Origin of the sequence: Streptomyces sp. 351MFTsu5.1 (genome assembly GCF_000383655.1) — a bacterium.
GTDB classification, from domain to species: domain Bacteria; phylum Actinomycetota; class Actinomycetes; order Streptomycetales; family Streptomycetaceae; genus Streptomyces; species Streptomyces griseorubiginosus.
In genome coordinates this window covers 25,359-40,640 of sequence record NZ_KB911777.1, presented here as the reverse complement: position 1 = coordinate 40,640, position 15,282 = coordinate 25,359, and the positions used below count along the sequence as shown (strand labels likewise).

At 70.5% G+C, this 15,282-nt stretch carries 14 protein-coding genes; 7 read left to right on the top strand and 7 right to left on the bottom strand.

What is annotated here, in order from left to right; all coding sequences use genetic code 11:
- Positions 1-121 precede the first annotated feature (121 nt).
- Positions 122-1,207, top strand: coding sequence for a hypothetical protein (locus H295_RS0106795; RefSeq protein WP_020134586.1), 1,086 nt, complete (start codon positions 122-124; stop codon positions 1,205-1,207).
- Here H295_RS0106795 and H295_RS42850 read toward each other — a convergent pair.
- Positions 1,197-2,006, bottom strand: coding sequence for a membrane protein (locus tag H295_RS42850; RefSeq protein ID WP_043217247.1), 810 nt, complete (start codon positions 2,004-2,006; stop codon positions 1,197-1,199). The two genes, H295_RS0106795 and H295_RS42850, sit on opposite strands and share 11 nt — an antisense overlap.
- Before the next feature lie 116 nt (positions 2,007-2,122).
- On the opposite strand from H295_RS42850, the gene H295_RS0106785 reads away from it, so the two are divergent.
- Positions 2,123-2,764, top strand: coding sequence for a superoxide dismutase (locus H295_RS0106785; RefSeq protein WP_020134584.1), 642 nt, complete (start codon positions 2,123-2,125; stop codon positions 2,762-2,764).
- A gap of 120 nt (positions 2,765-2,884) precedes the next feature.
- Here H295_RS0106785 and H295_RS0106780 read toward each other — a convergent pair whose 3' ends face one another.
- Complete coding sequence (locus H295_RS0106780) at positions 2,885-3,865, bottom strand: GlxA family transcriptional regulator (RefSeq protein WP_020134583.1); 981 nt, start codon at positions 3,863-3,865, stop codon at positions 2,885-2,887.
- Positions 3,866-4,000: 135 nt separating this feature from the next.
- Between H295_RS0106780 and H295_RS0106775 the strand changes: the two genes are divergently transcribed.
- From H295_RS0106775 to H295_RS0106760, 4 genes are all read left to right on the top strand, one after another.
- A complete protein-coding gene (locus tag H295_RS0106775; protein ID WP_028809128.1) occupies positions 4,001-4,639 on the top strand; it encodes an HD domain-containing protein in 639 nt (212 codons plus the stop codon).
- 68 nt (positions 4,640-4,707) lie between these two features.
- Complete coding sequence (locus H295_RS0106770) at positions 4,708-5,631, top strand: NADP-dependent oxidoreductase (protein ID WP_020134581.1); 924 nt, start codon at positions 4,708-4,710, stop codon at positions 5,629-5,631.
- 60 nt (positions 5,632-5,691) lie between these two features.
- A complete protein-coding gene (locus tag H295_RS0106765) occupies positions 5,692-6,138 on the top strand; it encodes an NADAR family protein (protein ID WP_020134580.1) in 447 nt (148 codons plus the stop codon).
- An 11-nt stretch (positions 6,139-6,149) separates the two neighbouring features.
- Complete coding sequence (locus H295_RS0106760; RefSeq protein ID WP_020134579.1) at positions 6,150-6,710, top strand: DUF1963 domain-containing protein; 561 nt, start codon at positions 6,150-6,152, stop codon at positions 6,708-6,710.
- Between the two features lie 10 nt (positions 6,711-6,720).
- On the opposite strand, the gene H295_RS0106755 is transcribed toward H295_RS0106760, so the two are convergent.
- The 5 genes from H295_RS0106755 to H295_RS0106735 form a co-directional block, all read right to left on the bottom strand.
- Positions 6,721-8,466 (bottom strand): RICIN domain-containing protein, encoded by a 1,746-nt coding sequence (locus H295_RS0106755; protein WP_020134578.1) that lies wholly within the window; start codon positions 8,464-8,466, stop codon positions 6,721-6,723.
- A 115-nt stretch (positions 8,467-8,581) separates the two neighbouring features.
- Positions 8,582-9,403, bottom strand: a complete 822-nt coding sequence (locus tag H295_RS0106750; RefSeq protein WP_020134577.1) for a carbohydrate ABC transporter permease — start codon at positions 9,401-9,403, stop codon at positions 8,582-8,584.
- Positions 9,400-10,386, bottom strand: coding sequence for a carbohydrate ABC transporter permease (locus tag H295_RS0106745; RefSeq protein ID WP_020134576.1), 987 nt, complete (start codon positions 10,384-10,386; stop codon positions 9,400-9,402). The genes H295_RS0106750 and H295_RS0106745 overlap by 4 nt, the downstream gene beginning before the upstream one ends.
- A gap of 79 nt (positions 10,387-10,465) precedes the next feature.
- Positions 10,466-11,719 carry a sugar ABC transporter substrate-binding protein gene (locus tag H295_RS0106740; RefSeq protein ID WP_020134575.1) on the bottom strand — a complete coding sequence of 418 codons (1,254 nt, stop codon included), beginning with the start codon at positions 11,717-11,719 and terminating at the stop codon, positions 10,466-10,468.
- A gap of 85 nt (positions 11,720-11,804) precedes the next feature.
- Positions 11,805-13,781 (bottom strand): glycoside hydrolase family 127 protein, encoded by a 1,977-nt coding sequence (locus tag H295_RS0106735; RefSeq protein WP_020134574.1) that lies wholly within the window; start codon positions 13,779-13,781, stop codon positions 11,805-11,807.
- 270 nt (positions 13,782-14,051) lie between these two features.
- Between H295_RS0106735 and H295_RS0106730 the strand changes: the two genes are divergently transcribed.
- A complete protein-coding gene (locus H295_RS0106730; protein WP_028809127.1) occupies positions 14,052-15,071 on the top strand; it encodes a LacI family DNA-binding transcriptional regulator in 1,020 nt (339 codons plus the stop codon).
- Positions 15,072-15,282: the final 211 nt, after the last annotated feature.

The following is a 15,282-nucleotide window of genomic DNA, read 5'->3' as shown; positions in this document are numbered from 1 at the left end:
GACCCGCGCCCGCAGCGCATCGCCCCCATGCAACCCCGCCCCCAGCCCGTCGACCTGAACGCATCCTGACCACCGCGAGCATGTCCCCGCAGGTCACCACAGGCCGGGTCAGCATGCCCACATGCGCTCCGAGCCCGGCACCCACCCTCACGCTCACACCGACCAGAGCCCCACCCCCGGCCCGGCCGCCTGGCTCCGCCGCCGTCTCGGCCGTACCGTCGTCGTCTCCTACGCGCTCGCCGCACTCCTGCCCGGCCCCGGCCTGTGGCTCCGCCGACCGCACATCCTCCTGCTGGGGGACACCGCACGCCTCCCCCTGCACAGCGCACCGTTCCTCCTCGCGCTGGTCCTGTTCTCCGCCGGACTCCAGGTCCCCGCCCAGGCCTTGGGCGGACTCCTGCGACACCCGCGGACCCTGCTTGCAGGACTCACCCTCCATCTGGTCATCCCGCTGCTGGTCGTGCCTGCCCTGGCGTTCCTGCTCCGCCGGACCCCCGACTCCGACGGCGGCAGCGGCCTGGTCACCGCGATGATCCTGATCGTGGCGATGCCGGTCGCCGCGGGTGCGACGGTCTGGACCGGAAAGGGCGGCGGCGATCAGCCGACGATGGTCGGTCTCGTCCTCGCCTCCACCCTCCTCAGCCCTCTCGCCGTGCCCCTGACCATGAGGGCCCTCGCGCCGCTCGTCGACGAGGAGCACGCCGATCACCTCGGCCGGGCCGCGAACACCGCGGGCGGCGCCGTCACCCTCGGGGGAGTTGTCCTGCCCTGTGCGGCGGGTGTCCTGTGCCGTCTCGTCCTGCCCCCGGCCCCGCTCGCCCGGACACTGGCCGCGGTCGTCCCCACGGCGCTCGCGGGCTCGCTGCTGCTGACCTACGTCAACGCCAGCGGGGCGTTGAGCTCCTTCCTGACCCACCCACGCCCGCTGCTGCTGGCCGCCGCCCTCGCCGCGGCGACCCTGGTCTGCCTGACGTCCTTCGCCCTGGGCCGCGGCGCCGCCCGGCTGCTGCGCCTGGAGACGGACGCCGCTTCGTCCCTCACCCTCGCCTGCGGTATGAGCAACAGCAGCGCGAGCGCGGTCCTGATCACCACCACGCTGCCCGACAAACCGCACCTGCTCCTGCCGGTCCTCGCCTACGGCCTCCTGCAGAAGACGGCGGCGAACCACGTGGTCGGCGCACGCGCCGCGCGCAGGCTCAGACGTTGACGTTGACGTTGATGTTGGCGTTGACGCGGACGTCGCGCCGCGACACGGCGAGGTAGGCGACGAACGCCACGATCGCGGCCGTCCACGCGAGGGTGACCGGTGCGAGGCCGAGTCCCAGGCCGCCGCGGGTGTGCCCGAGGGCCATCCAGTCGGCGAGCGAGGCACCCAGCGGGCGGGTGATGACGTACGCCGTCCAGAAGGCGGTCACCGCGTTGAGCGTGCCGAAGCGGTGCGCGAGGGCGGGCAGGCAGATGGCGAGCGCGAAGAGCACGACCGAACCGAGGTACCCGAACCCGATAGCGGCGGTGAGGTCACCCGCCGCGGTACCGAGGGCGAAGGTCGCGAGGACGGCGGCCCAGTAGAACACCTCGCGGCGGCGCGTGCGGATGCCGTGGATCGACAAGGTCCCCTCGGAGCGGTACCAGAGGGCGAAGACCGCGGCCAGCACGACGAGGAAGGCCGGCGTCGAAGCGACGTACGGCACGCCGAGGCCGACATGCAGGACGTCGGCGGCCATGGTGCCGACGACGCTGACCATCACGACGGCCGTCCAGTAGGCCCAGGCGACGTACCGGCGAAGGGCGAACTGCACGGCGAGGGAGGCGATCAGGGCGAGACCGCCCAGTCCGACCGCGGGCACCGGTCCGAGGGCCTTCGCCAGGAAGTCCGACGCCGTCTCGCCCATGCCGGTGGTCAGCACCTTGATGATCCAGAAGTAGACGGTCACTTCCGGCACCTTGTTCGCCGTCCGGCGCACGGGGTCGAGGGGCCGGCTGTCAAGGACGTGCTCTGCGGTCATGATCCGCACGATGGCACCGGATCCCTGAACACAACCTGAACGCGACGGCAGGAGACCTTTGTTGCTGCTAGCGTGCAACTGCACATGATTCGCAATTGAGTCGGAGGACGTTGGACATGCCGGTGTACACGCTCCCGGAACTGCCGTACGACTACGCGGCACTCGCCCCGGTCATCAGCCCCGAGATCATCGAGCTGCACCACGACAAGCACCACGCCGCCTACGTCAAGGGCGCCAACGACACCCTGGAGCAGCTCGCCGAAGCGCGCGACAAGGAGTCCTGGGGCTCGATCAACGGCCTGGAGAAGAACCTGGCGTTCCACCTCTCCGGCCACATCCTGCACAGCATCTACTGGCACAACATGACCGGCGACGGTGGCGGTGAGCCCCATGAGGCCGACGGCGTCGGCGAGTTGGCGGACGCGATCGCCGCGTCCTTCGGCTCCTACGCCGGCTTCAAGGCCCAGCTGACCAAGGCCGCCGCGACCACGCAGGGTTCGGGCTGGGGCGTCCTGGCCTACGAGCCCCTCAGCGGACGTCTGGTCGTCGAGCAGGTCTACGACCACCAGGGCAACGTGGGCCAGGGCTCCACGCCGATCCTGGTCTTCGACGCCTGGGAGCACGCCTTCTACCTCCAGTACAGGAACCAGAAGGTCGACTTCATCGACGCCATGTGGGCGGTCGTCAACTGGCAGGACGTGGCCCGGCGTTACGCGGCGGCGAAGGAACGCGGCGACAGCCTGCTGCTCGCACCGTGAGGACGGACCGAAACGACCACCTCGGTGACCTCGGGCTCACCGGCTCACGAGGTCGCGCAGCGGCCGGCGACCACGGCGGCCCGGTCGCGAAGGGCGCTGCACTGATAGGCATGCGTCCTCCTACATCCGTTCGGGCTTCTCCCGTCGCGTGGTCGCGAACCGGCGCTGATAACCGGCAGGGGTGAGTGACAGCTCCCGTGCGAACACGCGGCGCAGGCTCTCGTAGCTGGGGAAGCCCGCCCTGGACGCCGCCTGGGTGGCGTTGTACCCCTGGTCGAGCAGTGACTTCGCGATGTCGAAGCGGATCGCCTCTACGTACCGGGCCGGCGTGGTGCCCAGTTCCTCCCGGAACAGCCGGGTCAGGTGCCGCGTACTGACGTTCAGCCGTCCGGCGAGCTCTGTCAGCGAGTGGTCGCCGACAGGGTCCGCCGTGACGAGGTCGACGACCCCGCGCAGGGCGGGGGAGCGGGGCGGCGGTCCCTGCAGGGGCGCGGAGAACTGTGACTGGCCGCCCGGCCGTTGCAGGTAGACCACCAGCGAACGGGCCACTTCCCGGCTGATGTCGGGTCCGTGGTCCTCCTCGACGAGCGCGAGCGCGAGGTCGATGCCCGCGGTGACGCCCGCCGACGTGTAGATCGTGCCGTCGCGCACGTAGATGGCGTCGGGCTCGACTCGCGCCTTGGGATATCGGGCGGCGAGTTCCGCGGTGATCTTCCAGTGCGTGGTCGCGCGTCTGCCGTCCAGAAGGCCCGTCGCCCCCAGGACGAACGCACCGGAACACACGGAGGCGACGCGACCGGCTCGGGCCGCCAGATCGCCGGCCGCCTCCGCCAGGTCGCGCGTGACCGCCGTCCGGGGGTAGACATCGCCACCAGGGACCAGGAACGTGCCGGGGTCCGGCTGCGTGGCGGCGCTGCCGTCGACGGCGATCCGCAGGCCGACCGACGAGGTGACGTCGGCGCCCGTCGTCGACACCAGCGCGATCCGGTAGTCGGCGCCGAGCAGATTGGCCTCCCCGAACACATCAGCGGGACCGGCGACGTCCAGCATCTTGACCCCGTCGTAGACGAGGACCGCCACCCGGTGCGGATCCGGGCTCACGGGCTCACCCTGGGATGACCGGATTCGAGTGGTTCATGGCCGGACCGAGGCGGCGCCGCCGGCCCTGGGTTCGGCACCGTGGAGGCCGGACGCATGGTCCACCCCCAGCATCTCGCATCGGAAAGCACGGGCATCATGACCGACATCATCGCAGGCGTGGAAATACCCGGGACCCCGGCTGTCGCGGCGGCCACGGAATTTCTCCGGGAGAGAACCAACCCCCTGATCTTCCACCACTCCCGAAGGGTATTCCTCTTCGGCTCCCTCCACGCCCGCGCAAGGGATCTCCGGCCCGATCCCGAGTTGCTCTACATCTCGGCGATGTTCCATGACACGGGTCTTCTGATCCCGTTCTCCGGCACGCCCCAGCGATTCGAGCTGGACGGCGCCGACCACGCGCGTACGTTCCTGCTCGACCGCGGATTCCCCGCGAGCGCCGCCGACGTGGTCTGGAGGGCGATCGCCCTGCACACGACGCCGGGGATCCCGGGCCGGATGGATCCCGAGGTCGCCGCCACGAACTACGGCGTGCTGACCGACGCGGTCGGCTGGGAGCTGAACAGCATCGAAAACGACGCGACAGAGGAGATCGTCAGCGCTCATCCGCGGGGCGATTTCAAGAAGGAATTCCTCGAGGCATTCGTCGACGGTCTCAAAGACCGTCCGGACACCACCTACGGCACGGTGAACGCGGATGTCCTGGAACATTTCCTGCCAGGATTCCGCCGAACGTCCATGGTCGAGCGCATTCTCGACGCCCCCTGGCCGCGCTGAAACCGACGCGTCCGCCCTCCACACCTCTCACTCCGCACCTCTCACTCCGCACCACGAAAGGAAAAATCGTGCGAGCCATAACTGTCCGGGATCGCAAGGCCGGGACCGACGGTCTGACACTCGAGGACCTCCCCCGGCCGAACGCCGCCGAGAACGACGTCATCCTGCGGGTGCACGCCGCGGGATTCACCCGAGGGGAGCTCGACTGGCCCGCGACCTGGACCGACCGGGCAGGCCGCGACCGTACGCCGAGTGTGCCCGGCCACGAGGTCTCCGGGGTGGTGACGGAACTCGGCTACGGAACGACCGGTCTCACCGTCGGCCAGCGGGTCTTCGGACCGACCGACTGGACCCGCGACGGCTCCCTCGCCGAGTACGTGGCCGTGGAGGCCCGCAACCTCGCGCCGCTGCCCGCCGACATCGACCACACGACCGCCGCGGCCCTGCCGATCTCCGGACTGACCGCCTGGCAGGGCCTGTTCGACCACGGCCGCCTCACCACCGGCCAGACCGTCCTGATCCACGGAGCGGCCGGCGGTGTCGGCTCGATCGCCGTCCAGCTGGCGAGGGAGGCGGGAGCACGCGTGGTCGGCACGGGCCGTGGCGCCGACCGCGACACCGTGCTCGACCTGGGGGCGCACACCTTCCTCGACCTGGAGACCGAACGGTTGGAGGACACCGGGCAGGTCGATGTCGTGCTCGACGTCATCGGCGGGGACGTCCTCGACCGCTCGGCCGCCCTGGTGCGCCCCGGCGGCACGCTCGTCAGCATCGCCCAGCCACCCGCCGTGCGCCCCGACGACGCGAGGGCCGTGTTCTTCGTCGTGGAACCCGACCGCGCCCGCCTCGTCGACCTCGCCCAGCGTCTGCGGGACGGCCGGCTCCGGGTACGGGTCGGCTCGGTGCGGCCCCTGGCGGAGGCGCCCGACGCCTTCTCCGCACGACAGCGTGTCCCCGGGCGCACGATCATCCGGGTGGCCGAGGAAAACTGATGGCGATCGACGGGAGCGCGTCCGACACTGTGCGAGTTCAGTGACTCCCGTGAGGTCTGCATGACGATCTACTTCTACGGCGCCGACGAGGTCCCGTACGGATGCTTCTCGAACTTCTCCGATCATGGTTTCGACCTCGACGGGTCGTGGTGGCCCACGTCGGAGCACTACTTCCAGGCGCAGAAGTTCGCGGGCACCCGCCACGTCGATCTCGTCCGGCGCGCTCGCACACCGCTGCGTGCGGCGGAACTGGGACGTGACGGGTCCAGGCCGCTGCGCAGGGACTGGGAGCGGGTCAAGGACGACGTGATGCGCCGAGCGGTGGGGGCCAAGTTCCGTGCGCATGCCGACCTCCGCGAGCTTCTGCTGTCCACCGGGGACGAAGAGATCGTCGAGGACACCACCACCGACCACTACTGGGGCCGGGGCCGGACCGGGAACGGCAAGAACATGCTCGGCAAGATACTGATGCGCACCCGAAGCCGTCTCCGCGACGAGGTTCGGTGAAACGGGCTGCCATGACCGATGAGCAGTACTCCCCACTGGCCGCCGAGCATCTTCCCGGCGAACGCGCGCAGCGCTGGACGGCGCTCCTGCGCCCGTGCGCACGCCTGCGCCGGGCCCTCGGTGAGCCCGTCCCCCCTGGGACCTGGGCCGGCGCCCGGGTGCTGTACATCCCGGAGAACACCCCGGTCGTCCCGGCCGATCAGCCCCCGGCCCTGGAGCCGCTCCCGCCCGTGGAACTCGGCGCGGACGACGGGCAGAGCGCCCCGGACCTGTCGCTGCCCCAGGCCCGGCGAGCCCTGCTCGGCGACACCCGCCCCTGGCCGCACCCCCGCGACACCCCGGCCGAACTCAAGCCGTTCGTCCGCACCTTCAGGCGGCTGCGGACCCGCATCGGCCACCAGATCGGCGGTCACGCCGTGCCCGTACAGGGCCCGGTGGAGTACGAGATCGCGAACGCGACGCACGGCGGCACCCAGGCATGGGGCGACGAGGCCGTTCTCTACTGGCTCATCCGGCCGGAAGACCTCGCCGCCCACCGCTTCGATCAGGCCCGGCTCACCGTGCAGGGGTGACGGGCCCCGCTCACCGTGCCGTCAGTCGCCACAGGTGATCGGCCGTGCCGTTGTCGTCCCACTGGAGTACCTGCGCGCCGGACGCCGTACTCATCTGGTCGACGCCGAGAAGCCGGCCGCTGTTGTAGTTGGCGATCTTGTAGTAGCCGTCCCGGGCCGGGATCACCTGCCACAGGTGGTCGGGGGTGCCGTTGTCACCCCAGATCAGGGCGGTGCCGCCGGACGCGGTGCTCGCGTTGGTGATGCCGAGCAGCAGTCCGCTCTTCTGGTTGACCAGCTTGTAGAGCCCGGAACCGGCCGCCACCAGCGTCCAGTTCTGGTCGGTGCCGGTTGTCGACGTGGCCTGGACGACCGAAGTCCCCTGTGCGGTACCCGCGTTGAGGGTGTCCAGCGCGAGGCCGCTGTTCCGGTTGGTGATCTGGTACCGCCCGGCCAGGGACGAGGACGTGCCGCTCGGTGTGATCACCAGGTGGTAGCCGTCGGAGGCGTTCATCGTCACCGGGACGGTGATCGAGCCACCCGAGACCGGGTAGTCGGCGTCGGAGATCGTGATCGGGCCCGGAGAGGCGGTCGTACGGCCGGTGTTGGGCGTGTACTCCAGCTTCACGTGGACCGTGCCCCCGAAGGCGGACAGGGACGACAGGCCGTTCACCGTCACCGCGCAGGAGCCGGCGCAGCCGCCCGCGATCACGCTCAACTGGTTGCGCGAGCCGTTGAGGGAGGCGATGCCGTCGATGCCGGTCTGCGCCGGGGGAGTGGTGACCAGCATGTTCCCCGACATGTCGCCGTACCACTTGTACATCCAGTACGAGCCGTTGGGTGATGCGCCGGTGTCGGTGAGGGTGTCGCCGAGGGTGCCGTAGTGGTTCCAGAAGGCGAGCTCGGCGTCATGGACGCCCGCCCGCTCGAACTTGGCGACGTAACCGATGAGGGAGCCCGGCACGCCCACCTCGGACGGCTCGGCGTACTCCTCGATGGAGATCGGGCGCGGGCTGATGCCGAGGCTCGACTCCAGCGCGCGGTACGCCGAGACATGCGCGGCGATGTCCTTGCTGCCCTGGAGCTCGTGCCAGGCGATGACGTCGGGGACCGTACCGCTCGCCTTGGCATCGGTGAGGAACGTCGACATCCACGACTGGTTCCAGGACGAGTAGCTCGGGCCCTGGATCGGTGTCGTGGCGTCCTTGGCGCGGACCTCCTTGTACGTCCGCGCCCAACCGGCGTCGAACGCGCCCGCGTTGGTGGTGTCCCACGTCCAGTCGGGCTCGTTCCACAGTTCGTAGGCCGCGATGTTCGTGGCGCCGGAGGACTTCACCGAGGCGATCTGCTTGTCCACCGCGGACAGCCAGTCGCTCCAACTGACCCACTTGTAAGGGAAGTTCGGGTACCAGTCCGGCATCCTCACGACCACCTTGGCGCCGGCCCGGGCCGCCTTCGGGGCCACGACGAGCGCGTCACCGGCCGGCGCGGGTTCGCCGTTGGGGAGCTGGGAGCCGCCCGGGGCCATCTGCACGAAGGTGTTCGGCTCCAGGGCGTTGGTGAGGCTGTCGCTGGGGGTGCTGTCGTTGGCGAGCCCGTAGAGGCTGCCGGTGGCGACATGGGTGACGGGGCGCAGGGTCTGGTTGGCGTTGACCACCAGGGTGGTGGAGGAGGCGGGGACCGCGGACGCCGGGGCGGCGGTGGCGAGTCCCGCGGCGGCGAGCACGGCTGTGCCGAGAGCTGCCGTGAGGCGCACGTGTCTGGTGTTGCGGCTCATTGAGGGGTTCTCCTGAGGAGAGGGGGATGGGGAGGACGACCTTCCTGGGGCGAGGCCGGTCCTTGCCCGGTTGATTCGGTCTCTGACCGGGTGGACTCGGTCCTTGACCGGCGGATCAGTCCTTGACCGCGCCCGCGGTGACACCCGCGGCCACGTAACGCTGGGCGAGTACCAGCAGGACCGCCGCCGGGACGGACGCGACGACGGCGGTGGCCATGATCGCGTTCCATTCCTGGTTGTTGTTGCCGATGTACTTGTAGATGCCGAGGGTGATCGGCCTGAGGTCGCCGCCGCTGTCGAGGGTGTTGGCGAAGACGAAGTCGGACCAGGCCCACAGGAAGCTGAAGAGGGAGACGGTGACCAGGGCGTTGCGGCTGACCGGCAGTACGACCGACCAGAAGGTGCGGAAGCGGCCCGCGCCGTCGATGCGGGAGGCGGCGATGAGCTCACCGGGGATGCCGGACATGAACGCGGTGAAGATCATGACGCCGAACGGCACGGCGATGGTGGAGTCCGCGACGATCAGTCCCCACCAGGAGTTGAGCAGACCGAGGTCCAGGAAGATGCCGTAGAAGCCCATCGCCATGACGATGCCGGGGATCATCTGGGCGACCAGCAGGGCGAGTCCGAGGAAGCCGCCGCCGAACGGCCGCAGCTTGGCCAGCGCATACCCGGCCGGGGCGGCCAGCAGCAGGGTGAGGGCGACCGTGCCCAGGCCGATGAGGAGGCTGGTGCCGAGGTAGGGCATCTGGTCGTCGAGGACGGCACGATAGCCCTCGAAGGTGGGGTGCAGCGGCAGCAGGTCCGGCGGGTCCTTGCGCATGTCCTGCTGCGGGGTGAGGGACACGTTGATCATCCAGTACACCGGGAACAGCATCACGGCGGTGAGCAGGAGCCCGATGACGGTGTAACGGCGCCTTCCGGTACGGGACTTCACGCTTCCTGCCTCCTCTGGACGCGGATGTACAGCAGACCGAAGACGAGCGCGATGAGGATGAGGATGTTGCCGACCGCCGCGCCGGGGCCGAACTTGGGCAGCAGGCTGCCGAACCCGAGCTGGTACGACCAGGTTGCGAGCGTCGAGGAGGAGTCGTCGGGTCCGCCCTTGGTCATGATCCAGATAAGGTCGAACACCTTGAGGGTGTAGACGAGTCCGAGCAGCAGGGTGATCGCCGAGACCGGGCGCAGCAGCGGGAAGGTGATCCGGTGGAACTGCTGCCAGGCGCTCGCCCCGTCCAGGGAGGCGGCCTCGTACAGCTCGGCGGGGATGTTCTGCAGTCCGCTGTAGAGGATGACCAGGTTGAACGGGATGCCGATCCAGATGTTGGCGATCACGACCGAGGTGAGCGCCCAGTCGGGCGAGGTGAGCCAGTCGACGGGGGAGGCGCCGACCAGGTGGAGGGCGTAGTTGATGACGCCGGACTCGCTGTTGAACATCCACGACCAGGTGGACGCGGACACGATCAGGGGGAGCAGCCACGGGATCAGGAACAGGGCCCTGAGGGTGCCCGCCAGGCGGAAGTGCCGGTTGAAGAAGACGGCCAGCGCGAGTCCGAGGACGTACTGGAAGGCGATCGACACGAAGGTGAACAGCATCGTGTGGCGCAGCGCCGGGCCGAACGTCGGGTCGTCGAGGACTGTACGGAAGTTGTCCCAGCCGGAGAACGGCGCGTCACCCGCGACGAACGAGCGGACGGTGTAGTCGCGCAGGCTCAGGTCGAGGTTGCGGTAGAGGGGATAGACGTAGAACGCGCCTAGGTAGACGGCCAGCGGTGCGAGGAACGCGAGGGCGGTCAGCCGGCTCCTGAGGCGTCGGCGGCGCCGCAGCGCGCGCCCGTCGGCCTCCTCGGCGGCGCCTTTCGCCCCGGGCCTTGCGGCCGGGGACCGCGGGGGGCGGTGGCCGACGCGGGCGGTGGTCATGTGCACTCCTGGATGCGGGCGGCCTGCCCGGGGCGCCGAACGCCCTCGGGCGGGCCACTGGGGAAAGGGGAGCCGACCGTCAGCTGGTGCCCTTGCCCGCGGCCGACTGCGCGGTGTCGAGGGCCTCCTGGGGGCTCTTGGCGCCGGACACCGAGGACTGGACGGCGGTCCACATCGGCTCGGAGATCACCGGGTACCTGGTGCCCAGGCCGCCGCTGGTGCGACCGCGCGCCGAGGCCACCGCGTCGACCCACGGCTTGAGCGCCGGGTTCGCCTTGACCTGCTCGGACTGCACGGCCGCGGTGGGTGCGACGTACGCCAGGGTGGTGTCCGTGGCCAGCAGATTGGCGGAGTTGGTGAGACAGGTGACGATCTTCTTGCTGACGTCGTAGCGCCCGGTGTCCTTCTGCACCGGGACGGTGACGAACTCGCCGCCGGTCGGCACGGGCGCCGAACCGCCGTTCCGCGCCGGGATGCTGAGGACGCCGTAGCCGAAGCCGGCCTTCTCGGCGTTGCCGAGCTGCCAGGTGCCGTTCTCGCCGAACGCGTACTCGCCGGTGGCGAACTCCTGCCAGCTGGTCGTCTGGGTGTTCTGGAGCACGTCCTTGGGTGCGTAGCCCTCGTCGACCCAGTTCTTCCACAGGGTCAGCGCGGCGACTCCCTGGGCCGAGTTCAGCTTGGTGAGGTCACCGCCGGCGCCCCAGAACCACGGCAGGAACTGGAAGCTGCCCTCCTCCGTGTTGATGGCGGAGAAGGTGATCCCCTTCTTCCCGGCCGCCTTGACCTTCTTCAGGGCCGCCGTCAGCGACGCCCAGTCCTTGACGGAGGCCGGATCGACCTTCGCCGCGGACAGCACCTTCTTGTTGTAGTAGAGGGCGAGTGTGTTCGCGCCGATCGGGACGCCGTACGAGGCACCGTCGATGGTGCCGGCGCCGATGATGTTCTTCTGGATCGACGCCGTGTCAAGACCGAGGTCGCTCGTCTTGTTGAGGATGCCGGCCTCCACCAGGGTGGAGACCACGGGGTTGTCCACGAGCATCACGTCGGGGGCGTTGCCCTGCTGGGCCGCCAGCAGGGCCTTGTTGCCCAGGTCGGTGGTGTCGTAGGCGGTGCGCTTGACGGTGACCCCGGCATCGGTGCCGCACTTGGCGACCAGCTTGCCCCACGCCGAGGAGGCGTCGAACTGCGGGTACGGGTCCCAGAAGGTGTACGTCCCGCCCGTGCTGCCGGACCCGGAGCCGGCGGAGTCGGACCCACCGCCGCACGCCGCGACGGAGGTGAGCGCGCCGAGGGCGGCTATGGCGGTGATCAGGGTGCGTCGGGGCTTTCTCACGGGTGACCTCGTTGTCTCGGCTCGGCGGAGAGGAAGCGCGGGGGGAAGTGGGGTGGAGCGGTGGAGCGATATACAACAGGGGGGTTCAGGAGGTGGGCAGCCAGACGCGCATGCTGCCGTCCCGGCGGTTGGCCCACGCGTAGTAGGGGACCGCGGTCAGTTCGAGGGGTGCGCCCGGCACCGGTGCCTCGGCGTCCTCCGCGCTCCGGTACGGCCACCAGCCCGTTTCCGGGAGGTGCCGACGGTGTCCGGCGGCGACCACGGTGGTGACTCCGCCCAGCAGGTCCGGGCGGTGCTTCACGGCGAGCGGTCCGGTGGTGTCGATGACCATGTCGTCGAGGCCGCCACCCGGGTGGTCGACCTGCTCCAGGCAGTACACCAGCGGCCCGCGCTCGATCGCCACGCAGCCGCGCACGGCGTCCACGCGCGGGTCGGCCGCGGTGAGCCGGGGCTCCATGCCGAGGTCGAGCACGACCTGGTCGCCGGGGGTCCACGTCCGCTCCAGACGCAGCCAGCCGTCGGTCACGGGCGCGTCCCTGCGGTCGTACACCGTCCCACCGGCCCGCACCCGGAAGTCCCGGCACCACTGCGGGATCCGCAGCGAGAGCGTCCAGGGCCGGTCGGCCGGGCTCTCCTCGACGGTCAGGGCGACCGTGCCCTGCCAGGGGTAGTCGGTCTCGGCGCCGACCGCGACGGGGGTCCCGCCGAGGTCACCGGCGTACCGCCCGGTGACGTACTGGTGGATCTGGAGCCCGTCGGCGTCGGCGGAGGCGAGGTAGTGCTCCAGGGAGGCCATCAGCCGCATCATGTTCGGCGGGCAGCACGCGCACCTGAACCAGCGGGTGCGGCGCGCGGACTGGTCGCCGCCGGGGTCGGTGTGTCCGTCGCGCACCTGGAGCGGATTGACGTACAGCCAGCGCTCGCCGTCCAGGGACACCCCGGCGAGGAAGCCGTTGAACAGGGTGCGCTCGACGAGGTCGGAGTAGCGGGCGCTGCCGGTCAGCAGCGCCAGGCGCCAGCTCCACTGGATCGAGGCGATGGCGGCGCAGGTCTCGCAGTACGCCCGCTCGTTGGGCAGTTCGTACGGGTCGCCGAAGTCCTCCTCGTCGTGATGGGCACCGAGCCCTCCGGTGAGGTGGGTCTTGGCGGCGGTCATCGCCGTCCACAGCCGCTCCGCGGCCGCCCGCAGCTCCTCGTCCCCGGTCTCCGTCGCCAGGTCGGTGGCAGCGGCCAGCAGGTACAACTGGCGTACGGCGTGCCCCTCGACGTCGGTCGCCTCGCGCAGCGGCACCCGGTCCTGGCAGTACGCCTCGCCGCCCAGCAGGCCGTGTCCGAACCGGTCGACGAAGTAGCCGGCCAGGTCCAGGTAGCGCCGCTCGCCGGTCTCCCGGTACAGCTCCACGAGGGCGGTCTCGATCTCGGGGTGGCCGTCGACGCCGTCGATGGGCCTGCCGCTGTCCGGCGGTCCGAAGACGGAGTCGACGTGGTCGGCGAACTTGCGTGCCACATCCAGCAGTTCGGCGCGGCCGGTGGTCCGGCGGTGGGCCACGGCGGCCTGGATGAGATGTCCGGCGCAGTACAGCTCGTGACTCCAGCGCAGCTCCGCGTACCGCTCGCCGCCCTTGCCGAGCTGGAACCACGTGTTGAGGTAGCCGTCGCTCTGCTGGGCCGCGGCCACGAGCGCGACGATGCGGTCGACGTCCGCGGCGAGCGTCTCGTCCTCGCCCTGCCCGAGCTGCCAGGCGGCGGCCTCCAGCCACTTGTAGACGTCGGAGTCCACGAACGGGTAGGCGCCCTTGAACTCGCCCTCGGCCGTGCCCGCGGCGAGGCGCAGGTTGTGCAGGTTGCCTGCCGACTCCAGCAGGTCGGGGCCCTGGGGGACGGAGGTACGGCCGTTGACCTGGCGGCGCACGGCCCAGAAACCGTCCCGCAGTTCCACGGCGACGGGCGTGAGCGCGGCGTGGGTCGCTGCGCCCGGACCGGGACGGACCGGACCCGTGGAGCCGTGTCCCGGTCCGGGGGAGGCCGGGGACGTGGGCGCGGTGGAACGTGGGCGGGGCATGGCTCTCCGGTCGGCTAGGAGGGAGACGGGCGGACGCACCGGGGTGGGGCGCGCTCCCGGAGCCGGACGGTGTTCGACGGCTCCGACCTGGTTGCGCAATCGTTTTTCTAGCCGAAACGTAGGAACGCGACCGGCCGGAGTCAAGAGGTTCGGCGCAGGGAATTTCCTGTGTATCGGCGGGGCTGGTCAGCTGTACCGGCAGGGCTGGTCAGCGCGGGCGATCGGTGTCAGGATGAACGCTGTCGACGATGTCCAGGAAAAGGGTTGCGCGTGACCGTCGTTCCAGGTTCTCCCCCAACAGGGCGGGCGAAGCTCGCCGACGTCGCCAAGCTGGCCGGTGTGAGTGTCGGGACGGCTTCGAAGGCGCTGAGCGGCAGTGGCAGGATGCGGCCCGAGACCAGGCAGCGGGTGCTGGACGCGGTGGCGGCGCTCGACTTCCGGCCCAACCAGCACGCCCAGAGCCTGCACACCGGGCGCAGCTGGACCGTCGGACTGATGACCACCGACGGCATCGGCCGTTTCAGCACCCCGGTCCTGCTCGGCGCGGAGGACGCACTCGGCGCCGGGAAGATCTCGGTGCTGCTGTGCGACACCCGCGGCGACGCCATCCGTGAGCAGCACCATCTGAGCAACCTCATGGACCGCCGGGTCGACGGCATCATCGTGACCGGCCGCCGTACCGACCCGCGCCCGCCCCTCAAGGGCATCGAACCGATCCCGACGGTGTACGCCCTCTCGCCGTCCACCGACCCGGAGGACATCTCCGTCGTCTCCGACGACCGCAGCGGAGCCCGGCTGGCCGTCGAGCACCTCATGGCGACCGGCCGCACCCGGATCGCGCACATCACCGGCCCGGCGCACCACGCGGCCGCCCAGGACCGCGCCCGCCACACGGTCGACCTCCTCGCCGAGGCCTCGCTCGCGTTGTCCACCGGCCGCGTCCACTTCGGGGAGTGGAGCGAGGCGTGGGGGCGCCGGGCCGCCGAGGCCGTCCTGCGCACGGCGCCCGACACCGACGCCTTCTTCTGCGGCAACGACCAGATCGCCCGGGGCGTCGCCGACACCCTGCGGGAGAAGGGCCTCGACGTGCCCGGCCAGGTGGCGATCGTGGGCTACGACAACTGGGACATCATGGCCCTGGCCAGTCGGCCGCCCCTGACGACGATCGACACCGACCTCGGCGAGATCGGCAGACAGGCCGCGCTGCGCCTCCTGGACGCCATCGGGGCCGAGCCGGAGCCCGGCCTGCACACCGTGCCGTGTCGGCTGGTGGTGCGGGAGTCGACCTGAGGGCGAGTGGTGGAGTACCCGTGGCGGGGGCGTCGAGGGGTGGGTGAGAGGGCGGGTCATGTGGCGCCGTTCGCGCCGGATTCGGCCATCCCTGTCGCCGAGCGATGTCGTCCTCAGGTTCGGTCCAACCGGCCGTGGCCGCCGAGGGGCAAGCCAGGTGGAGGACGGCGACCGTGACGCCGTCCGCGGTCCCCGAATGTCCTGGCGGCCG